The organism is Psychrobacter sp. R86515 (assembly GCF_042466315.1).
Taxonomy (GTDB): Bacteria; Pseudomonadota; Gammaproteobacteria; order Pseudomonadales; family Moraxellaceae; genus Psychrobacter.
The window spans coordinates 761,942-783,907 of sequence record NZ_JAXHCC010000001.1; the positions used below are offsets into that span (position 1 = coordinate 761,942).

General features: G+C 43.5%; 21 protein-coding genes and 1 tRNA gene. 18 read left to right on the top strand and 4 right to left on the bottom strand.

Features of this window, described 5'->3' with window-relative positions; translation table 11 throughout:
• Nucleotides 1-3 precede the first annotated feature (3 nt).
• The 15 genes from SJY28_RS03195 to SJY28_RS03265 all read left to right on the top strand — a co-directional run bounded on the left by SJY28_RS03195 (nucleotide 4) and on the right by SJY28_RS03265 (nucleotide 17,593).
• A complete protein-coding gene (locus tag SJY28_RS03195) occupies nucleotides 4-1,239 on the top strand; it encodes an NADH:ubiquinone reductase (Na(+)-transporting) subunit B (protein ID WP_057762164.1) in 1,236 nt (411 codons plus the stop codon).
• Nucleotides 1,220-2,122 carry a Na(+)-translocating NADH-quinone reductase subunit C gene (locus SJY28_RS03200; protein ID WP_165598635.1) on the top strand — a complete coding sequence of 301 codons (903 nt, stop codon included), beginning with the start codon at nucleotides 1,220-1,222 and terminating at the stop codon, nucleotides 2,120-2,122. Before SJY28_RS03195 ends, SJY28_RS03200 begins: the two co-directional genes overlap by 20 nt.
• Nucleotide 2,123: 1 nt before the next feature.
• Complete coding sequence (locus tag SJY28_RS03205; protein ID WP_057762168.1) at nucleotides 2,124-2,795, top strand: NADH:ubiquinone reductase (Na(+)-transporting) subunit D; 672 nt, start codon at nucleotides 2,124-2,126, stop codon at nucleotides 2,793-2,795.
• Nucleotides 2,795-3,403, top strand: coding sequence for an NADH:ubiquinone reductase (Na(+)-transporting) subunit E (gene nqrE / locus SJY28_RS03210; protein WP_011281361.1), 609 nt, complete (start codon nucleotides 2,795-2,797; stop codon nucleotides 3,401-3,403). Before SJY28_RS03205 ends, nqrE begins: the two co-directional genes overlap by 1 nt.
• 122 nt (nucleotides 3,404-3,525) lie before the next feature.
• Complete coding sequence (gene nqrF, locus SJY28_RS03215) at nucleotides 3,526-4,761, top strand: NADH:ubiquinone reductase (Na(+)-transporting) subunit F (RefSeq protein ID WP_102078341.1); 1,236 nt, start codon at nucleotides 3,526-3,528, stop codon at nucleotides 4,759-4,761.
• A 175-nt stretch (nucleotides 4,762-4,936) separates the two neighbouring features.
• The gene (locus tag SJY28_RS03220; RefSeq protein ID WP_379543401.1) at nucleotides 4,937-5,737 is read left to right on the top strand and encodes an SDR family NAD(P)-dependent oxidoreductase; all 801 of its coding nucleotides are present in this window, start codon (nucleotides 4,937-4,939) and stop codon (nucleotides 5,735-5,737) included.
• A gap of 123 nt (nucleotides 5,738-5,860) precedes the next feature.
• Nucleotides 5,861-7,015 (top strand): FAD:protein FMN transferase, encoded by a 1,155-nt coding sequence (locus SJY28_RS03225; protein ID WP_379543402.1) that lies wholly within the window; start codon nucleotides 5,861-5,863, stop codon nucleotides 7,013-7,015.
• Nucleotides 7,016-7,215: 200 nt separating this feature from the next.
• Entirely contained in the window at nucleotides 7,216-7,461 is a 246-nt protein-coding gene (nqrM, locus tag SJY28_RS03230) for a (Na+)-NQR maturation NqrM (RefSeq protein WP_057762175.1), read from the top strand.
• 396 nt (nucleotides 7,462-7,857) lie between these two features.
• A complete protein-coding gene (locus SJY28_RS03235; RefSeq protein WP_379543403.1) occupies nucleotides 7,858-9,090 on the top strand; it encodes a CynX/NimT family MFS transporter in 1,233 nt (410 codons plus the stop codon).
• 329 nt (nucleotides 9,091-9,419) lie between these two features.
• A complete protein-coding gene (locus SJY28_RS03240) occupies nucleotides 9,420-10,283 on the top strand; it encodes a GDSL-type esterase/lipase family protein (RefSeq protein ID WP_379543404.1) in 864 nt (287 codons plus the stop codon).
• A gap of 25 nt (nucleotides 10,284-10,308) precedes the next feature.
• Nucleotides 10,309-11,028, top strand: coding sequence for an ABC transporter ATP-binding protein (locus tag SJY28_RS03245; RefSeq protein WP_290163936.1), 720 nt, complete (start codon nucleotides 10,309-10,311; stop codon nucleotides 11,026-11,028).
• Nucleotides 11,029-11,047: 19 nt separating this feature from the next.
• A complete protein-coding gene (locus SJY28_RS03250; protein WP_379543405.1) occupies nucleotides 11,048-13,690 on the top strand; it encodes an ABC transporter permease in 2,643 nt (880 codons plus the stop codon).
• A 107-nt stretch (nucleotides 13,691-13,797) separates the two neighbouring features.
• Nucleotides 13,798-15,279, top strand: a complete 1,482-nt coding sequence (locus SJY28_RS03255) for an AAA family ATPase (RefSeq protein ID WP_379543406.1) — start codon at nucleotides 13,798-13,800, stop codon at nucleotides 15,277-15,279.
• A complete protein-coding gene (locus SJY28_RS03260; RefSeq protein WP_379543407.1) occupies nucleotides 15,276-15,953 on the top strand; it encodes a hypothetical protein in 678 nt (225 codons plus the stop codon). The genes SJY28_RS03255 and SJY28_RS03260 overlap by 4 nt, the downstream gene beginning before the upstream one ends.
• Nucleotides 15,954-16,270: 317 nt before the next feature.
• Nucleotides 16,271-17,593, top strand: a complete 1,323-nt coding sequence (locus SJY28_RS03265; RefSeq protein ID WP_379543408.1) for a valine--pyruvate transaminase — start codon at nucleotides 16,271-16,273, stop codon at nucleotides 17,591-17,593.
• A gap of 51 nt (nucleotides 17,594-17,644) precedes the next feature.
• Here the strand turns inward: SJY28_RS03265 and SJY28_RS03270 are convergent, their stop codons facing one another.
• From SJY28_RS03270 to hisB, 3 genes are all read right to left on the bottom strand, one after another.
• Nucleotides 17,645-18,013, bottom strand: a complete 369-nt coding sequence (locus tag SJY28_RS03270) for a hypothetical protein (RefSeq protein WP_224738026.1) — start codon at nucleotides 18,011-18,013, stop codon at nucleotides 17,645-17,647.
• A 204-nt stretch (nucleotides 18,014-18,217) separates the two neighbouring features.
• Complete coding sequence (hisH, locus tag SJY28_RS03275) at nucleotides 18,218-18,853, bottom strand: imidazole glycerol phosphate synthase subunit HisH (RefSeq protein WP_379543409.1); 636 nt, start codon at nucleotides 18,851-18,853, stop codon at nucleotides 18,218-18,220.
• A gap of 188 nt (nucleotides 18,854-19,041) precedes the next feature.
• Nucleotides 19,042-19,707, bottom strand: a complete 666-nt coding sequence (gene hisB / locus SJY28_RS03280) for an imidazoleglycerol-phosphate dehydratase HisB (RefSeq protein WP_379543410.1) — start codon at nucleotides 19,705-19,707, stop codon at nucleotides 19,042-19,044.
• A gap of 374 nt (nucleotides 19,708-20,081) precedes the next feature.
• Here hisB and SJY28_RS03285 point away from each other — a divergent pair, with 374 nt between their 5' ends.
• Both SJY28_RS03285 and SJY28_RS03290 read left to right on the top strand, forming a co-directional pair.
• Nucleotides 20,082-20,504 carry a hypothetical protein gene (locus SJY28_RS03285; protein ID WP_102091078.1) on the top strand — a complete coding sequence of 141 codons (423 nt, stop codon included), beginning with the start codon at nucleotides 20,082-20,084 and terminating at the stop codon, nucleotides 20,502-20,504.
• Between the two features lie 123 nt (nucleotides 20,505-20,627).
• Nucleotides 20,628-20,703: transfer RNA gene (locus tag SJY28_RS03290), tRNA-Phe, on the top strand.
• Nucleotides 20,704-20,827: 124 nt separating this feature from the next.
• Here the strand turns inward: SJY28_RS03290 and SJY28_RS03295 are convergent.
• Entirely contained in the window at nucleotides 20,828-21,268 is a 441-nt protein-coding gene (locus tag SJY28_RS03295; RefSeq protein ID WP_379543411.1) for a hypothetical protein, read from the bottom strand.
• Nucleotides 21,269-21,390: 122 nt separating this feature from the next.
• Between SJY28_RS03295 and SJY28_RS03300 the strand changes: the two genes are divergently transcribed.
• Complete coding sequence (locus tag SJY28_RS03300) at nucleotides 21,391-21,891, top strand: DUF4385 domain-containing protein (protein ID WP_165597783.1); 501 nt, start codon at nucleotides 21,391-21,393, stop codon at nucleotides 21,889-21,891.
• Nucleotides 21,892-21,966 lie beyond the last annotated feature (75 nt).

Genomic DNA, 21,966 nt, shown 5'->3' on the forward strand with positions numbered 1-21,966 from the left:
ACGATGAAATTTTTACACAATATGTTCGATCGTATGGAGCCATCTTTCACCAAAGGCGGCAAACACGAAAAGTACTACGCTATTTTTGAGATGTTTGATACGTTCTTACGTCAACCAAGCTCAACCACTTATGCGTCATCGCATGTACGTGACGGGATTGACCTAAAGCGTATTATGATTACCGTATGGCTATGTACGTTCCCAGCAATGTTTTGGGGTATGTACAACATTGGTCATCAAGCACTAACCGCTATCGCTCAGCTTGGCTTGCAGCCTGAAGGCTGGCGTACTGTGATCACTAGCATGGCAGGCTATAACCCAGACAGTATCTGGGCAAGCTTCGTCTATGGTGCGATGCAGTTCTTGCCTATTTATATCGTGACGTTTGCAGTGGGTATTCTCTGTGAGATTATCTTTGCTGTCGTCCGTGGGCACGAGGTCAACGAAGGTTTCTTTGTGACTTCAGTTCTATTTGCATTATGTCTACCACCTGATATTCCTTTATGGCAAGTTGCCCTAGGTATTATCTTCGGTGTGGTTGTCGCAAAAGAAGTGTTCGGTGGTACTGGTAAGAACTTCCTTAACCCTGCCCTATCGGGTCGTGCATTCTTATACTTTGCTTATCCAGCCTATATGTCTGGTGACTCAGTATGGACGGCAGTAGATGGTTTCTCAGGTGCAACCCCTCTTGGCCTTGCAGCCCTTGGTGTGGTTCCTCAGGACTTCGTCGACGTCTATGGTAATGCCATCACGTGGAGTGATGCATTCTTAGGCAACATGCAAGGTAGTATTGGTGAAGTATCGACACTAGCCATCCTGATGGGTGCTGCAGTGTTGCTATGGACGCGTATTGCTTCTTGGCGCATTATGGCAGGTTGTGTGGTCGGTCTGATTGCTACGTCTCTTGTGTTCAATATGATTGGCTCTGAAGACAACATGATGATGAGCTTGCCGTTCTACTGGCACTTAGTTATCGGTGGCTTTGCTTTCGGTGCTGTATTTATGGCAACCGATCCAGTATCAGCTGCGCATACAAACAAAGGCCGCTGGGCTTACGGTATCTTGATTGGTTTTATGACTGTATTGATTCGTGTCATCAACCCTGCTTTCCCAGAAGGCATCATGCTGGCCATTCTATTCGCCAACTTATTTGCTCCATTGTTTGATTACTTTGTGACTCAAGCAAATATCAAACGCCAAACCGCTCGGAGGGTTCGCTATGTCCAAGCCCAAAAGTAATAACGCGAAAACCATCAGTGTGGCTTTGACGCTATGCTTGGTGTGTTCAGTGTTGGTCTCAGCAGTGGCTGTTGGTCTAAAGCCTGCGCAAGTTGAAAACGCTCGTTTAGACCGCAACAAAAACATCTTAGTCGCGGCTGATATGTATGACGCTGAGTCTGATACAGCAGATGATGTCGCCGAACGTTTTAAAGACTTTGAAGTAAAAATCATTGATCTAAACGAAGGTACTTATCTCGATGACGATGCGCTAAAAACTGCTGGCATCCCTGATCGTAATGCTTATGACGCCAGTCAAGCGACAAAAAACCAAGCTTTAAGTGAAGACTTGGGTGACAACGATCCTGCTGGTATTGGTCGTAAGCCAAAATATGCCAAAGTCTATGTCAAAAATGATGACGCAGGTCAGCCAGAAACGGTTGTATTGCCAATTCAAGGCTACGGTCTATGGGGCACTATCTATGGTTTCTTAACGCTCGAAAGTGATATGAATACCATCAAAGGTATCAGTTTCTACGAGCATAAAGAAACCCCAGGCCTTGGCGCTCGTATCGAAGAGCCAGAGTGGCGTGCAAAGTGGAGCGGTATCGAGTCTTATGACGAGAATGGTAACGTTGCCACTGGTGTAACCAAAGCTGGTAACCCAAAAGAGAACTGGGTTGATGGCATCAGCGGTGCGACATTGACTAGCCGCGGCGTCAGCAACATGATTCAGTTTTGGTTAGGCGAGCAAGGTTATAAACCTTATCTAGATACGCTACGCGAAAAGAGCGGCCAAACGGTTGAAGGTGCAGACACGCAAGCAAATCAATCAAAGCTGGCAGCTCAACCTAAAACCGAATTGGCAGCCAAGCTACCAGTAGCAAACGGCAAGGAGGCATAACATGGCTGACACTAAAAGCATTTTAACCACGCCTATCTTTGATAATAACCCTATTGCCCTACAGATTCTTGGTATCTGTTCGGCATTGGCTGTCACCACCAGCATGGCTAACGCTATGGTTATGTGTGTGGCATTGACCTTGGTAACGGCATTTTCAAGCTTCTTTATCTCGATTATCCGTAAACAAATTCCATCAAGCATTCGTATCATCGTACAGATGACGATTATTGCTTCGTTGGTTATCTTGGTTGATCAGGTACTAAAAGCAGTTGCTTATGACGTCAGTAAAGGTTTGTCAGTTTTCGTTGGTTTGATCATCACGAACTGTATCGTTATGGGCCGTGCTGAAGCATTTGCTATGAGCAACCCACCAATCCCAAGCTTTTTAGACGGTATTGGTAACGGTCTTGGTTACTCAGCAGTACTACTATTCGTTGCAACTATCCGTGAGCTATTGGGTGCTGGTACTTGGTTCGGTATTACGATTCTACAGCCAGTCACTGATGGCGGTTGGTACATACCAAACGGTCTATTACTGTTACCACCATCAGCGTTCTTTATCATTGGTTTGTTCATCGCTGTTGTCCGTATCTGGAAACCAGAACAAGTTGAAGAAGCTGAGTTTGTAATGAAGCCGCAGTCTAAAGGCATGGCACATGGAGGCGGTCACTAATGGGACATTATGTTAGTTTATTTATAACCTCAGTCTTTATTGAGAACATGGCGCTTGCCTACTTCTTAGGCATGTGTACTTTTTTGGCCGTATCCAAAAAAGTCTCTACAGCGATTGGTCTAGGTGTTGCGGTTGTTGTCGTAATGGCAATTACCGTTCCACTAAATAATTTACTATTCCAGTTCATCCTAAAAGACGGTGCGCTGGCATGGGCAGGTTTCCCTGATATCGACTTGAGCTTCTTAGGATTGCTAAGTTATATCGGTTTGATTGCAGCCACCGTACAGATCCTAGAGATGTTTTTGGACAAGTTTGTACCGAGTCTATATAACGCACTTGGGGTATTCTTACCACTAATCACCGTAAACTGTGCCATCTTAGGTGGTGTACTATTTATGGTTGAGCGTGACTATAACTTTGGTGAATCTGTTGTCTATGGTGTGGGTGCAGGCTTCGGTTGGGCACTTGCTATTACAGCATTGGCGGGTATCCGTGAAAAGCTAAAATACTCAGATATTCCAGCACCGCTGCGTGGTCTTGGTATTACTTTTATCACGGTTGGTCTTATGTCGCTCGGCTTTATGTCGTTCGGTGGTATGTCCATCTAAACCGCTAAGCTCAAAGCTTTCAATAGCTATTTGACTTATTTAATTCATTTATTCGGTAGAGGTTTGGGTACAGCATAGATTATGCCCCCACACCGCTACCCCATAGATTAAGGATACCTACCATGGATTACGCTACGGCGATTGGTGGCGTTGCTATGTTTACCTTGATCATCATGGGCCTCGTCGCTATTATTTTGGCGGCACGCTCAAGACTGGTCAGTTCAGGCGATGTCACTATCCATATTAATGATAATCCCGATAATGATGTGGTGACACCAGCTGGCGGCAAACTACTACAAACGCTAGCGGGCGAAGGTATATTTTTATCTTCAGCTTGTGGTGGTGGTGGTACTTGTGCGCAGTGTCGTTGCCGCGTTATTGAAGGTGGTGGTTCTATTTTGCCCACCGAAGAAGGCTATTTTACCCAAGGTGAAATCCGCAATCACATGCGCTTAGCTTGTCAGGTAGCTGTTAAGCAAGACATGAAAATTGAGATTGACCCTGAGTTCTTTGATGTACAGAAATGGGAATGTGAAGTTATCTCTAACGATAACGTTGCCACTTTCATTAAAGAGCTGGTACTAAAAATTCCAGAAGGCGAAGAAGTAAACTTCCGCGCTGGTGGTTATGTACAGTTGGAAGCGCCACCGCACGAAGTACACTACAAAGACTTTGTGGTTGATGAAGAGTATAGAGAAGACTGGGAAAAATTCGGTATCTTCAACTATGTCTCAAAAGTTGATGAGCCAGTTATCCGTGCTTACTCAATGGCCAACTATCCTGAAGAGAAAGGCCTCATCAAATTTAACATCCGTATCGCAAGTCCACCGCCACGTGGTCCTGACGGTATTCCACCAGGCAAAATGTCTTCATGGGTATTTAGCTTAGTACCTGGTGACAAAGTGACAGTTTCAGGTCCTTATGGTGAGTTCTTTGCCAAGAAGACCGAAGCTGAAATGATCTTTGTTGGTGGTGGTGCTGGTATGGCCCCGATGCGCTCACATATCTTTGATCAGCTCAAACGCTTGAATACTGATCGTAAGATTAGCTTCTGGTATGGTGCTCGTTCTATTCGTGAGATGTTCTACGTTGAAGACTATGATCAGCTAGAAGAAGAGTTCGATAATTTTGAGTGGCATGTTGCACTGTCTGACCCATTACCAGAAGATAACTGGGAAGGTCCAACAGGCTTTATCCATAACGTATTGCTCGAAAACTATCTGAAAGATCATCCAAACCCAGAAGACTGTGAATATTACATGTGTGGGCCACCGATGATGAACGCTGCCGTAATCGACATGCTACACAGCATGGGCGTGGAAGACGAAAACATCATGCTTGATGATTTCGGTGGTTAAGTTAGAGAATTAATCTGACAGCACAAATCTAAGAATAAAAAAAGAGTCTCAATTGAGGCTCTTTTTTTGTGCGATTTTTACACATAGTAGTGCCTTTGCAGACTACAAATCTAGCTAGTAGAGTCGCTTTATTATCCTATATGATGGACTATCTAAACATTGAGAAAGGACTCTTATGAAAACGAAATACAAAGATTTGACCATTTGGATTACCGGTGCTTCTAGCGGTATTGGGCAAGCATTAGCCGTTGCCTTCGCCAAACGCGGCGCTAGGATTATTCTAAGTGGACGTGACAGTGATAAGTTGGAGGTGGTCAAAAACAGCTGCAAACGTGCTAACAAGCACATTGTCGTTCCTTTTGATATCAGTGATGCTAGTCAAACCAAAGACGCTTATGACACTGCTAAAGCTCAGGCGGGGAAAATCGACTGGCTCATCAATAACGCTGGTATTAGTCAGCGTTCGCTTATCATGGACACGGCTGAAGAAGTTGAACGCCAAATCATGGAAATAGATTATTTTGCTCAGACGCGTCTTACTAGACTGGCGTTGCCTGATATGATTGCACAAGGCGGCGGCAAAGTAGTAATGGTTTCGAGTGTGGCAGGTTTATTGGGTACACAATATCGAGGTGCTTATGGGGCAGCCAAGGCAGCGCTGCATATGTGGGCAAACAGCTTGCGGGCTGAGCTACATGACCAAGGTATCGAAGTAGCCACGATATTCCCCGGGTTTATCCAGACCAGTATCTCTATCAATGCGTTGACTGGCGACGGTAGCGCACAAGGTACGATGGATGAGGCAACCAATAACGGTTTGACTGCGACTAAGTTTGCCAAACAAGTCGTGAAGGCGCTCACCAAGGGAGAGGAATATATCATCGTCGCTGGTCGTAAAGAAAAACTGGCCACACGGGTCAACCGTGTTTCTCCGCCAAAACTCTATAAGCTCATACGTGAGTCACAAGTGAAGTAAACTACTCAACCGAACGAATTGTCGCTGAATGGTGCCTTCATTAGTATTTTTGGGTTCAAGGGGTGTAAAATAAGCGTGGCTTGTTTTACACCCTACTCATTTCTACGCCATACCGAAAATATTATGAAAAACACTATATCCAGCTTATCTTCCAAAAAACCTATACATCTTACCTTAGTAAGCGTCGTTGGTCTTGCCAGTACTTTAGGTCTCAGCGCTTGCCAGCAAACCCCAGACTATAACTATCTGATCGGTGAGACGATGGGGACGAGCTACCATATTAGCTATCAGTTGCCTGATGATGCGGACGAAGCTGCCATACAAGCTACGGTAGACGAGCGCCTAAAACAAATTAACGATAGCATGTCTACTTATCAAAATGACTCAACGATATCTACATTCAATCGTTTGGGCAAAGACAAACCTATCACTATCGATGCGGATTTTAGTCATGTGCTAGATGTGTCACAAATTGTCTATCAGCAATCTGGCGGTGCTTTTGACCCTACCGTTATGCCACTCGTAAACACATGGGGTTTTGGGAGTACCATGACGGTCGAGCGACTACAAAGCCCCCCAACTGCCATTGAGATTGCGCAAGCCAAAGCATTGGTCGATTTTGAGAGCATCATAAAGAAAGACGATACCATCTACAAAACCAAAGACGGCGTTGGTTTAGACTTTTCTGCTGTTGCCAAAGGTTATGGCGTCGATGTTATCGCTGATGTCCTGAGAGATGATTATCAAATTCGTAATTATATGGTTGAGATCGGCGGTGAAATTGCCACCTCTGGTGTGAATAACCAACAGCAGCCATGGCAAATTGCGATTGACGCCCCTATTGAAGGCAGTACTGTCAGCGAACGTCAGACCATATCTGCTATTCGCCAACCAAAAAACACGGCTAGCCAAATGCATCTAGCGACCTCTGGCAATTATCGCAACTCTGTCATATTCGATGGCAAACGCTATAGCCATACTATCGATCCGACAACGGGCAACCCTATTGCAGGCGGTGCACCTTCAGTTACTGTCGCAGCTGATTCGGTTGCATTGGCGGATGCGTGGGCAACTGCCCTTACCGCGATGCCTTATCACAAAGCACTAAACGTCGCTAAAACGCAAAATCTAGCGGCTATGTTCGTGGTACTAGCTGACGATGTAAAAGCAAAGGGTTCTGACGATATGTCCAACGAAGCTGCTGACGATAACATTGACGATTGGCAAGTGGTACAGACACCAGCGATGAAAGCGTTACGTGCTGATAAAAAGCTATAAACATACTTCAAACTCTAGATGGCACATTCTAAAAGCCATTGGTAAGTGATAGATGTGAAACAAGATAATACGTTAACGCACAACGAGCTGCACTAAAATTTGCTATACTATTATACAGTTGTTATTAACGGTGCTTAGCTGTCATGAACTTAGACAGCACTACTAATAACTGCCCTATTTTTTAAAATGAGGTTTCCTCTATGCTTAGCCAACTGCTTCCTATGCTTGCCATTACTTTTACCGTATTTGTCCTATTCTTCATTTTTATGGGCGTCGGTTATATGGTCAAAAAAAAGCCGCTTAGAGGATCTTGTGGCGGTGTTGCCAAATTGATGGGTGACGAAAATTGCTCATTTTGTGGTAATGATCCCAATAAGTGCGATTCATTAATCGCTGAACAGCAAGAGAATGCATTAAGAGCTGCTCAATTGGGTAAATCGGTTTAATAGCCTATTGGTTACCATACGCTGGTAGCATTTACCTAACATATGTTCTTATAATAGCGTCAAGTCATTCAAAAGTGACTTGGCGCTATTTTTATTGTGCGATAAGGCTGCTTATTTAAGATTGCTTATTATCGCCATCTCTTATCATCACGATTTTAAAGCCGTAACTCGAAGTAACCACACATATATTTTGACTAAGCTGCCTGCCAATTTAGCAAAGTCAGTTCAGCAAATTTTGTGTCTTACGCGCTACATATATTTTTCGGTCTGATTTACGATATCGCTTACCGTTTAGGTACGTGTCTGAGTAAATGCTCTCTGGTGTTATTTTATAAGCGGCAATTGCTTGACGCTGTTTAATAACGTGTTCTTTTTCGCTGTCATCGTTGTGCTGCTATGTCTACCTCGTCCAATCTATCTGCTTCATCTAGCCTGCCCTCCTCACGCTTTACCTTTTGGTTGGTGCTGTGTGCCATGATTCTACTAGCCACCAATATGCGTGCACCTATCGTCGCGCTAGGTTCTATCGCCCCAGTGGTAAAGGACGCGCTTGATATCTCTGAGTTTCAGATAGGTTGGCTAGGGGCCGTGCCTATGCTTAGCTTTGCCGTTGGTGCGCTGATTTCCCCAACCATTGGCAAGCGGTTCGGACTAGAAAACACACTGATTGCTATGATTGGGCTATTGACGGTAGGGATAATTATTCGTACCGCTATCCCGACGTGGAGTGGGTTTTTAATTGGTACTTTGTTGCTTACCCTCGCCATTGGTTTCGCTAATACTTTAGCAGCACCGGTCATTAAGCAGCGTACCCCGCAACATATTCCGCTGATTACAGGGTTGTTTAGTCTAACGATGACCACAGCAGCAGGTATCGTCGCAGGTGTAGTACTACCATTATCGGAGCAAGTTGGTTGGCAGTGGGCATTGGGTGGTTGGACGATACTAGGTGTTTTTGCCTTTGTTATTTGGCTGTTCTTACGTGTACGTTTGGGTTCATCCAACCATCAAGCGGTTATCCCTGCGGCTTTAGGTTCTTCTGATATCTCTATGTGGCGAACCACCTTTGCGTGGCAGATTGCTATTTTTATGGGTTTGCAGTCATTATTGTTTTATACCGTTGCCAGTTTTTTACCGTCGATTTGGGTCAGTAAGGGACTATCCGCCGTCAGTGCTGGACAAATGGGTTCTGTATTTCAGTTTATGGCACCGGTTTCTATATTAAGTTTAACTTGGCTGGTCAATCGCGGCCGCCCTATTCAGGCGTTGGCGGTATTTGCTGCTGTGCTAAATGTCATTGGTATATTGGGCGTCAGTTATCTATCGACTGACTTGGCATGGCTATGGTCAGGCATGATGGGCATGGGCTGTTCGGCAATTTTTACCTTGAGCATGATGCTGTTCTCTATGCGTACCTATACGACCAATCAAGCCAGTGAGCTGTCTGGTATGGCTCAAGCAGTGGGTTATGTCATTGCGTTTTTTGGACCGTTAGGTACAGGTTGGCTACATGAAATGACTGGTAGTTGGAGTATGCCGCTTTTTATTATGCTGATACTGATGATTGTCAACGTCGTGATTGCTTGGCTTGTTAGTCGTCCAGTAATGGTCGATGGTAAATATATTTGATTGCTATCAGCTTTCATTTCTATCAGTTTTTGTGGTCTACAAGGCTATGATTGCTAACGCGCAATAAAGCGGCCTTAAATTAACCTTAGGCCAATATAGGTCACTGTCTTATTTTGCTATAGTCAGTTTAATATAACTTAGATACTTAATATAAGCTGGATACTCAATGTAAGCTGGATACTCAATGTAAGCTGGATACAAGGAAGGTGAGTGAAAGTACTACCAATAGTAGACTGAGCGCGCCTGAGGATTCATCCGACTGAGACTGTATCTGGTTTAGATAGGATTTGACTAGACACTGGTTTGATTGCATATAGGACATAACACCCATGATGAAATTTCCCTCTCGTTTTGCTCAGAGCTTGCCTGCTATCGCCATGCTCGCGGCTGTAATGGCTATCAGTGGCTGTCAAAAAGAAGCTGAAACGACATCTGCTACTGACACGCAGAGTACCAGTACTGAAGCGACTAACAGTCAAACCAGCACTGCTCCAGTAGCCACTGAAACCGCAGCAACAACTGATCAGCAGGTCAAATCCTCATCACTTACTATTTTAGCGCTTGGTGACTCACTGACAGAAGGTCTGGGAGTGGATAAAGAAGACAACTATCCTGCTCAGTTAGAAGATCGTCTGCAAGAGATGGGCTATGCTAACGCCAAAGTTATCAACTCAGGTTTAAGCGGTGAGACCAGTACAGGATTGGTCAATCGACTGGACTGGGTATCGCAAACCAAACCTGACATCACCATATTGACTATCGGTGCTAACGATGCGATACGCGGCATCGATGTGGCGACCATTGAAGCCAATATTCGTACTGCGGTTAAACATCTGCAAGACAATGGTAGTGTCGTCATCTTAGGCGGTATGTCGATCTATGACAATCTAGGCAGTGAATACGTTGCGGCATTCTCAGACATTTATCCTCGTATTGCGAAAGACATGAATCTAACGCTCATTCCGTTCTTCTTAGAGGGCGTCGGCGGTGACCGAGAGCTCAACCAAGCAGATGCGATTCATCCAACCAAAGAAGGCTACGAGATTATCGTTAATAACAATATCCTACCTATTCTAGAGCCTAAGTTAAAAGAGTTAGAAGAACTACAAGAGTTAAAAACAGCCGTTACCGATAATACAGCTGCAACGGCTCAAGACAATACGATAAAAAATAAGACAAACGAGACTACTTAACGAGACCATTAAACGAGATACTGTAATGACATCATCATTTTCGACTGCCACAGCAACGCCACAAGCAGACGCTAAGACACAGGCACTACTGACCGCCTCACAGTTAAATAAAACCGTACAAGTCGGTGAGCAAAAGTTGTCCATCATTAAAGACGTAGATATCTATGTCAACGCGGGCGAGTTTGTGGTCATCATGGGTAAATCAGGCTCGGGTAAATCTACTTTGTTAGGTTTACTCGCAGCATTAGACTATCCCGATAGTGGTACGGTGTCGCTGGCAGGTCAAATGCTTAGCAGTCTTGACGAGGATGCGCTAGCCGTCATTCGTCAGCAGGATATGGGCTTTGTCTTTCAGTCATTTCATCTACTTCCCACACTGACCGTCGCTGAAAATATCGCCTTTCCACTTGATATTGCCAGACGTCCAAACCCATCACGGGTAGACGAGCTGATAGATGCGGTCGACTTAGGTCATAGACGTAACAGCTTACCCAATCAATTATCAGGTGGTGAGCAGCAGCGTACAGCAGTAGCACGAGCACTGGTATCGCACCCAAAGATTGTGTTTGCTGATGAGCCAACGGGTAACTTAGATGAGCAAAACGCCGATCAAGTTATGCAGCTGCTATTGGATTTACGCCAACAAGTTGGCTCGGCACTGGTTGTCGTGACTCATGACCCTGCACTTGCCGAGATGGCAGATCGCGTCATCACCATGCATGACGGCCGCATTGTACCTACATGAATAACTGGATTGTATCTTAATGAATAGTAAGCCCACAGACAATAAATCGACTGATACAAAAAATACTGCTACCAGTATGCATCAAGAGTCCAGTTATCCTAGCGGCATCCTTAGTCAACTATTTACTCGTACCCTAGGTTTTCAAACACTAGGCTCGCAAGCACTCAGCCGTAGCTGGTGGCAACGCTGGGTGTATCCCGTGCTGTTTCTACTGACCTTGACCTTGTCGCTTGCAACCTACCTGACCCTCGATTCTGTGCAGCAGTCTGTCGATAGCTACATCAATGACAATCAGCGCGCACTCGTTGGTGGGGATCTAATCCTAAACAGTAAGCAAGACTGGCCAAGCGAAGTATTGTCACAGGTAGAAACTGTCGCTGATACCCAGACCGTGTATGACTATCAGTTTAGCGCCATGCTGGTCAATGATGAGCAAACCTTGCTTGCCAGCGTCAAAGCCGTCTCGCCGTCGTATCCCCTATACGGCACAGCGGAGCTTGCCTCAGGACAGCCGCTGTGGGATCAGCTAACATCTGACAGTGTGATCGTCGCGCCAGAAGTACTCAGTAGTCTACAGGCCGATGTCGGCGACCGTATTACCATTGGCGATGCGCAGTTCACGATCAGTGATGTACTGACCAAAGAACCTGACCGTCCACTGACTACCTTTGGTTTTGGTGGGCGTGTGTTGATGAAACAAGATGCACTTCCGTCAACCAACCTATTGGGTCAACGTAGCCGAATAAACTATCGTATCGAGATGGCAGGCGACCCCGAGCTGATAACCACGCAGCGTGAACAGCTTACAGATATCCTGACCAATTATCCTGATATCGAGCTCTCTGATGCAGAGTCCGCAGATACTTCTGTCTCGCGTATATCTGACAATGTGCTGATGTTTTTAAAATTGCTAGTCATTGCGGTGTTGCTACTATCTGCGGTTGCTATGTATGGCGTCATTAGTGCATTTGTCAGTAAGCAGCAGTCCAATAATGCCATTCGCTTGGCGTTAGGCGAGCCGCTTGGCTCACTCAAACGTAGCTACTATCAATTGCTTATCGTCACGACTGTCATTGCTTGTATCGCAGCGGTTGCCCTTAGTCTGGGCTTACTTAAAATAGGCCAGCCGTATCTGGTGGCTATCTTGCCTGCCGACGTTGGCCTAGCCATCAATCCAATCAGCGCGATCAAAACCATTGTGATTGCTTTAGCCTTGACGCTACTGATTGCGCAGCGTGGTCTCAGCGCGCTTAACACGACCAAACCCGCTACCCTACTCAATCAAGGAGCGAGCACGCAAACACAAAACTTGCCTTGGTATCGGCGCGTGCCGCTACTATGGTATGGCTTGGTGTTGGCAGGGCTGTATGCCTTCTTTGCTTATGAAGTTGGCTCACTGTCATTAGGCGCACAGCTATTGGGCGGCTTGATTGGCTTTGTGGCGATATTTTGGCTATTGGCCCGTGGGTGGCTCTGGCTACTTAACAAGTTGGCGAGCAATACCAAGGTCAGTTGGATGCAGCGTATCGCCATTCATAACCTTGCACGTAAAGGCAACCAATCAGCGTTGTTCTTTGTCACCTTATCACTATCGGTGGCAGTGCTGACGCTTATCACCACACTCAATCACAGTATCAATGCGCAGTTTATCAATGCCTATCCTGAAGATGCGCCCAATCTGTTTTTGCTCGATGTGCAGAGCGATCAGCATGATGATATTGATGCAATCATTGAGGCGCCCGTCACTTATTATCCCGTCATTCGTGCGCGTGTAGAGACGGCAAATGATGTGGCTGCAAAAGATATCGAGCCTGCTGATGGGTTTGATGATCCTACGCGTGTCTTTAATTTGAGCTACGCAGATACGGTCATGGAGACCGAGTACATCACTGAATCGCTCACAGACGACGCGCTATATACCCCTATCGATGCGACAAATGAACAAATCAAACCCTTGTCTATCTTGGACACTGCCGCGGGTATGCTCAATGTCGGTATGGGCGATCAGGTACGTTTTAACATTCAAGGTATCGAAATCATCGGGCAGATTACCAGTATTCGCACGCGCTATGAGCGTGGCCCAAGCCCGTATTTTTACTTCTTGTTTGAGCCGTCCGTGCTGTCCGCTGCCCCGCAGATTCAATTTGCTACTGCGCACGTATCAGAAGATGCTATTCCAGAACTACAAGGCAAACTGGTACGCGAGTTCCCTGCGGTCACCACAATCGATGGCACTGCTATTGCCAAGCAAATCCAAGAGCTAGTGGTACAAATGAGCCGCTTGGTCTATGTGTTCACCTTGCTTGCCCTACTCACTGGGGTCATGGTGCTGATCAGCTCGCTTCTATCTACTTCGCAAGATCGTATGAAAGACAGCGCGTCATTTAGACTGCTCGGTATGCAAAAGCGCGATCTGTATATGCTCAATATTTTAGAACTGGGTGTGCTTGGGATTAGCGCGGCGACATTTGCCGTCGTCATCGCTAGCGTTGGCGCATGGGCAGCTATCACGCAATGGTTTAATCTACAGTTTAGTGTGCCATGGACGAGTTTAGCTATTGGCGGGGCGGCATTAATCGTATTGCTGTTTGCCATTGCTATTATTTATGTGAGATTGGTGATTGGGCGCGGGATTATGGCAAGGGTCAGGGCGATGATTTAGGTCTTATATAAACGCTTGACATCAGTTAGAATAGCAGAATAACCACGGAATTTGTCTATCTCTTACTTAAGCTATAAATCTGCTTTACTAAATGTGGGAAAGCTATAATGAATTACGATATATATATTGAAAACTTGGGTGCTATTAGACGATCTAATATCAATATCACACCGTTAACTATTCTTGCAGGTGAGAATGGCACAGGAAAGAGTTTCGTTACGAAGTTCTTGTATTCTGTACTAAGCGTAATAAATGTAGATACTTATTCCAACCATACTCTTGAAATAGCAAACAACCTTAGCAGTACGCTTGCTCAAATTAATGACTTTTTGGTTGAGTCATCAGAAGACGATGAAATAGGTACACAGATTGACTTCGAAGAAGATATTATTTTTTTAAAAGACTTTCACAAAAGTATTCAAAATTTAGCGAATTCAATAAAGTTAATTGAAACAGACTACTATGCATTTGATGAAGATTTTATTTTCCGATTTCAGAAAAAAGCAACTACTTATAAAACCAATACCTTACCAAGATTAGTTAAATTAATAGATATTATAGGGAAAAAAGATAAAGAGTTAAGTTCTACTCTTGATATTTTTAAAAACCATCTCAACATTTTTCGAAATTTTAGAAGTCCTACAAGACTTTTAAGCAATAGTAACGATATTCTTAATAACTTAATTGAAATTTTAGAAAATCCTGAATCTAGCTATCTCAAAATAATTAGTGACCATATAACTGATGAATTAAAAGAAAATTTTCAGATATCAGATATTAGACACCTGATTAATACTTCAGAAGAATACTGCTTATTTTTTATTAAAGACCTAATAAAAATAACTATTGATAAAGAAGATGGCTTGAAAGCTGAGATAGAATTAAAAGAAAGTCTATCTAGATTTAAAAGAACGAAACATATTCTATTTTTCGAATCTCCAGTTTATTGGAGACTATTACCTATAATTGATGGCTTAGATAATAGTAGGAAATTTTCTACTAATCAACCTGAAATACTTTCAGGCATACCTAGATATTTTTATGATCTGAAAAAACTTCTATTCACTAATTTTAAGGAAGGGGAACGTCCTCCATTCATTGTAAGCTGTGCTGCTGACCTTAAAGAACATTTAAAAGGTCATTTTAAGCCTTCAGATTCTGACCTGACTTTCGAAAATAGTGATGGTGAAAACATTCCTAAAAATTTAGTTTCTTTTGGCATGACTAATATAGGTATCATTCAAGCTGTCCTTAGCAAGAACATTATTAATAAAGGATCGTTTGTCTTCATTGATGAGCCAGAGTCTAATTTACACCCTGAATGGCAAGCAATTCTAGCAAACGTACTAGTACAACTTGCTAAGAATGGGGTTTACATAATTATTACTACTCACAGTAGTGATATGTTAAAAGCCTTTGATATCAGCACAAGAGAACAAAAGGTAGATAAAGAAATATCTACTTATTATTTCAAATCAGATGGTAAGCTACTTAATATGACTGATGATAAATTCTCTCCTATTGAAATGGCGCGAAGAAAACTATTGGAAACTTACGAAGAGTTAATGATGCGAGGCTACTGTTTATGACTGCCACGTTAAATTTGAAAGATTTTGCAGAGCATATGCATCATAAACGTGGAAAAGATACGGGTATTGAATTCTGCAACTTTTATGCTTATAAAATGGATGAAGCTGATGGAATTGGCACTGCATTAGGTGTAAAGGTAAATGAAGCTAGTCAAGCTGACTATATCTTGATAAACGAGTTAAAAAATATAGCACAAATTATTGAATTCACTGATTTAACTGAAACTATAAAAGATTGTAGAGAAGCTGAAATAATTGTAGGTAAGGAAAAAGAATCTCTCGCAAAATTATTTAATAAAAACAAGGAGTTAGCTAAGAAGATAACAATAAAAAAACTATGGGAAGATGTTGTTAATGAGTTTCAAAAAAAGTGGTTAGGTTCGAGAATTGTAATAGAAAAATACAGTCGTAAGATTAGTCTTGAAGATGATTTTGAGTGTAAATTTTTGATAGTTCTAAGAGATGGAACTGACATGAAGGAGTTACAAATAGTATGTGACAGGTTAAGAGGAATGATGGGAGATGTACCTGTCTGCAATAGCAACAATATTGGACGATTATTGCTTTTCAAGATACCAAAACCTTCTATCTTAATCACCAGTTATCAGTCAAACTTTACATTCTTAAGTAACCCTTATTCTCTCAACAATACCAAATTCGTGAGTATAAAGTAAAATATTAAATCCTATCGATATTAACTATTTTCTTAAACCATGCCTTTGGTTGATTTTGAGTATCGATTATAGCTGACATCCTAATGTTTTTGACGGATCGTAATGACTTAGCTACAAAACCTCATTTCCTAATATCTCAAAACAAAACGCCTTCTATTCATGTAGAAGGCGTTTTTTTGCTTCAAAAAGTGTATAAACATATAAGTCAATATCAGCCATGCACTTTGCTTATTTTATAGCCCTCATTTGCTATACTAGCCCAACTTTATCGGTTAAATACCAACTTATAACTCCCTCCCAAACAGCATGGTAGCCTTATGAAATTCTCAAAGTTCGGTCAAAAATTTACCCAGCCCACTGGCATCTCACAATTGATGGATGATCTGGGCGACGCGCTAAAAAGCGATCAACCAGTCAACATGCTGGGCGGTGGTAACCCTGCCAAAATTGATGCCGTCAATGAGTTGTTTTTGGAGACCTATAAGGCGCTGGGCGTTGATAACGACGCAGGCGTACCCAACAGTAGCGCGATTATCAGTATGGCGAACTACTCTAATCCGCAAGGGGATGCCGCCTTTATCGATGCGTTGGTTGGCTTCTTTAACCGTCATTACGATTGGAATCTCACCTCAGAAAACATCGCTCTGACCAATGGCTCACAGAATGCTTTTTTCTATCTGTTTAATCTGTTTGGCGGTGCGTTCGCTGATGAGAATAGCGAGTCTATCGACAAGTCTATTCTACTGCCATTGACCCCTGAGTATATTGGCTATAGCGATGTGCATGTGGAAGGTCAGCATTTCACCGCCGTATTACCGCATATCGATGAAGTGACGCATGATGGTGAGGAAGGCTTCTTTAAATATCGTGTCGATTTTGACGCGTTAGAAAACTTGCCAGCGCTAAAGGAAGGACGTATCGGGGCTATTTGCTGCTCACGCCCGACCAATCCGACTGGCAACGTGTTGACTGATGACGAAATGGCGCATTTGGCCGAGATTGCCAAACGCTATGACATACCGCTGATTATCGATAACGCCTACGGCATGCCCTTCCCCAATATCATCTACTCTGACGCGCACCTGAATTGGGATAACAATACGATTCTTTGCTTTAGCCTGTCAAAGATTGGTTTGCCTGGTATGCGTACTGGTATTATCGTGGCCGATGCCAAAGTAATCGAAGCGGTCAGTGCGATGAATGCCGTGGTCAATCTAGCACCTACACGCTTTGGTGCAGCGATTGCCACGCCATTGGTAGAAAACGATCGTATTAAGCAATTATCTGATAACGACATCAAGCCGTTTTATCAAAAGCAGGCGACACTCGCGGTGAAGCTATTAAAAGAAGCCTTGGGCGATTATCCTTTGGTCATTCATAAGCCTGAAGGCGCGATATTTTTATGGTTATGGTTTAAAGACTTGCCGATTAGCACGCTGGATCTATACGAGCGCCTAAAAGAAAAAGGCACGCTTATTGTACCAAGCGAATACTTCTTCCCCGGTGTCGATGTCAGCGATTATCAGCATGCGCACGAATGTATCCGTATGAGTATCGCGGCTGACGAGCAGACACTGACTGATGGTATCAAAGCGATTGGTGAAGTGGTACGTGAGCTGTATGATGAAGCCAAAAAATAAATGAGCTACTAAAACTATAAATTCAAATAGCAAAATGAAAAAACGGACTAATTAATAGTCCGTTTTTTTATGGCGTTTGGTCAGTGAGGTCGATTTATTGGTTGGTCGAAATATAGTCGTCCACTTATTCAGCGCAAAGAGCACATACGGCAGCATACAAGTATTAATCAAATCACGGATACTCGCGAGTATCTGGTCACGGCTTAAGCCTGCCAATCCAAGTGATTCAATCGTATCTCGATTGTCCAAATACTCACCCAACAGCGCAATGCAAGTCACGACGATCAGAGCGATAAATGATCGAATACCTTGGCTTTTGATAATAGGTCGCAGCGCAACCAGACACAGCAGATAAACACCCACACCGACATAGATATGTAAGGCATCTTTGGCAAGGCCAGTTGTTTCCACAACATTCATTTTAAAGGCAGTAAAATCCACTGAGATATTCCAAATATAAGCGAGTAGAAAATAACTGAGCGTATCACTAAACCATGATGGCTAAACTATAATAGCCACAGAATAGCAGCTACAAAGTGATGGCTGAGCATAAAAAAGGTAGATTATACAATTGATAATCTACCTTCTACTAAATTAAATATTCACTTCACATTTATTAACTACTTACACATTCCACTCTACAAAGTTCTTAAGCAGTTGCAAGCCAGCAGTATGGCTCTTTTCTGGATGGAATTGGGTGGCAAATAGATTGTCTTGGATCACACTGGCACAGAACGGTTGACCATAGTCACATACCGCCGCTACTTGTGAGCTATTAGCAGGCTCACAGTAATAACTATGCACAAAGTAAAAATGCGCGTTGTCTTCGATACCGTGCCAGAGCGGATGGTCAAAATCCATACCGCTAATGGTATTCCAACCCATATGCGGTACTTTTATCGTTGCGCCCTGCTTATCTTTCCACGTAGGGTCAAACGCTTCTACAGTGCCGTTTAAGACGCCCAAACAGTCCGTGCCACCATTTTCAGCTGACTGCTCAAACAACGCCTGCATGCCCACACAGATGGCCATAACGGGCTTGTTAAACACTGCATGACGTATGACCTCATCAATTCCAGCCCCGTGCATGCCAGCGATACAGTCACGCATCGCACCCACACCAGGGAAAACGATTTTATCAGCCGCCGCGACGACTTTTGGATCATTGGTGATAGAGACTTCTGCCCCAACTACTGATAAGGCTTTGCTAGCAGAGTGCAGGTTGCCCATACCATAATCTAATAGTGCTACTTTAGTCATCGATTGGTTCTCATTTTTAGATATTTTGACTACTGTACTATTTATATCGTTAGCCATTTATATTGTTGGCTACTGCCCTTTCTATTATCGCGGGTGTAGATAAGGTTTTGCTACAAGGAAGTCAAGCGCAGGCTGTACAATTAGTACGCCAAGCTTGACTGACACCGTAGAAGAGCCTTAAATGCGCCTTAGAAAGCCTCTTTGGTCGATGGCAAGGTGTTCAACGCACGCTCATCGTACTCACAGGCCATACGTAACGCACGAGCAAAGGCTTTAAAGGTTGATTCGATTTGATGATGGCTGTTTTTACCTTTTAGATTATCTAAGTGCACAGTCATCCATGAGTGATTGACGAACCCGTAAAAGAACTCACTGAACAAATCAACATCGAAACGGCCGACGTGCGAGCGTGTAAATGGGATATCCATGTGTAGACCAGGACGTCCTGACAGATCGACGACAGCACGGGTCAATGACTCATCTAGCGGCGCATAAAAGTGCCCATAACGACGAATACCTTTTTTGTCACCCAATGCTTTGTTAAATGCCTGGCCAAGGGTAATGCCAGTGTCTTCGACGCTATGATGGTCATCAATAAGCGTATCACCGGTACATTTGATATCTAAATCAAACAAACCGTGACGCTTGATTTGATCAATCATATGATCCAAAAATGGCACACCAGTGTCTACCGTACCTTTACCCGTACCATCTAAATTAACGGTACAGGTGATTTGCGTTTCGGCAGTGATACGTTCAACGGTCGCGATACGTTCAGGGCGACCATATAGATTTACGTTTTTTGACTCAGTTTGCTCAGGTGTGGCAGCAGTCGTCGTTGCATTGGCTGTCATGGCTACTCTCTATCAGTTTTTATCAGTGAAAAGCGGTCAATAAATAAGGCAAAAATCTGCCCAAAATATTTCACTAGTGTCTGGGACAGACCTTAGCAGAAAATGATATATACAAAAGATATCAACATATTAGGGTTTATACATACTAAATATTATATAGCCTCATCATAGCAAACCCTAACATTTACTGCCACGACCAAGCGGTAAACCACGCACAAAATCACGTCATTCTGCTAAAATAGTGTGTTTAGTATTATCAATCATGAATCGCGCTGACTTTGAAGACCCTTACTTACGGCACTACACGCTATAACATCGTGCTGTCTTATATTGCTAATTTATACTATAGAAACCCTCTATTTATAGGAACTGCTATGCCTTTAGAAGCGATCGCCATTAATAGTTTGGATGCGCCACTTATCAAAAAACCTGCTCGCGACAATGAGCTAGCAGAGCGTTTGCAGGCGTTGTACGATAGTGATGATGCACAGCCTGATGGTCTCGAGGTATTAAATATCGTTGAGCAAGGGTTTAAACGTGGACAGTATCTCTATGTCGGGATGTTCAATGATAAGCCTATCGCTGCGGTCGCCTGCTTTGATGACGGGCAGACCAATGCTAAGCGCCTGCAATATCTCACGGTGCATCCAGAGAATCGTAAACGTGCTATCGATGCCAAGTTTATTAAACTGGTCTATGATTGCGAAGTTAGAAAAGGCGTACGTGAATTTGTCCCTGCTGACGCTGATATTCACCGTATCATGAGCGAGTACGAACTGTTGCGTGTAAAAGACTAAACCGAGCGCTAAAATGGTTAATTTTGCCAATATCTAATTATTTATCGTCTTTTATCAGATATAATGCAAAAACAGCTTGACAGAAGCGCGTATATTTAGTTTAATAGCGACCTCAACGAAGACGGCTCGATAGCTCAGTAGGTAGAGCAACGGATTGAAAATCCGTGTGTCGGCAGTTCGATCCTGCCTCGAGCCACCATTCGTTAATAGAATTCTAAAAAGCTCTGAACAGCGATGTTCGGGGCTTTTTTTATGTTTAAATTTTACCGTATTCGTTAACATTCATTCTATTTATGCATTGTTCTTATTCGTATAGCCGACCACTATTCGTAAAAACGACCACGTAATAGTAAATTACAGCGCTCACGCGAATCTAGGTCGTATATAGTTGCGCGGTAATCAATACCGTGACGCCCTTCAAAAAATATCACTCGGTCGCCCACTGCCAAAAAACAAGACGTACGCGCATCATAGATAAAGCCATCTATCACAAATGCCAAATCGCGATCTATCTCGCGTACCGTATACGTTTCCCCTTGCGGAATCAAACGTTCAAACCACGCGCTATGGGCAGTCGTATTGGCTAGTATGCTTGTCGTTAGCAATAGCCACGCTACCAGTATATTTTTGGACAATCGCAAACGGCTGAGCTCATTTACATTTATCTTATTTCTCAACATAACATCTCTCGTAGCATTGTATTCGTCATACTCATAGCCTTCATACGTCTCACAGCTGACTTTACCATAACCATTTTCACTCATCGCTTTTGATGCTAACTACCTACTGTCACGGTTGCATAACATTTTTGTGCTTTTTTCTAAACAGCTTGGCTAAGTATACTCAATAACCATATACGAGTAGATAAAAATAATAGGTCATAGCTATGAGAGAGTTTGATTACGACTTAGATTATAAGAGTTTGGATTTGCGCGCTCAACCTGAGTTATACCGAGTCGGTCGCGGTGAGCAAGGCGTATTACTTGTAGAGCCTTATAAGTCTGAGATTTTACCCCATTGGCGCTTTGCGACTCCTGACATCGCCCGCGAGAGTAGTGAAGCTATCTATCAGATGTTTTTAGATTACTTGGCTGACGACGACTTCGTCGGTGCAGATATGGCGCGTAAGTTTATACAAATGGGCTATACCCGCGCTCGTCGCTATGCCAATCATAAAGGCGGTAAAAAATATAAAGGCGCGGTACCTGATGATAAAAAAGGTCAAAGCGGCGCTCATGGCCGCGAAGAATTGCCACGACAAGAGGAAGACCCAGTCAAAGCAGAATCCGCACGGATTTTTAAAGTTAAGTGGGACGAGTGCCGTGAGAACGAAGACTATTTAAGAATGAAGAAAGAGCATCGTGAACGCTATAAAGATGTCGAATAGTTGCTAATACTCAAGACATTAAGCACAACAGATAACTAAATTGACTGGTCTCGAAATACTACTGTGCTAAGGTAT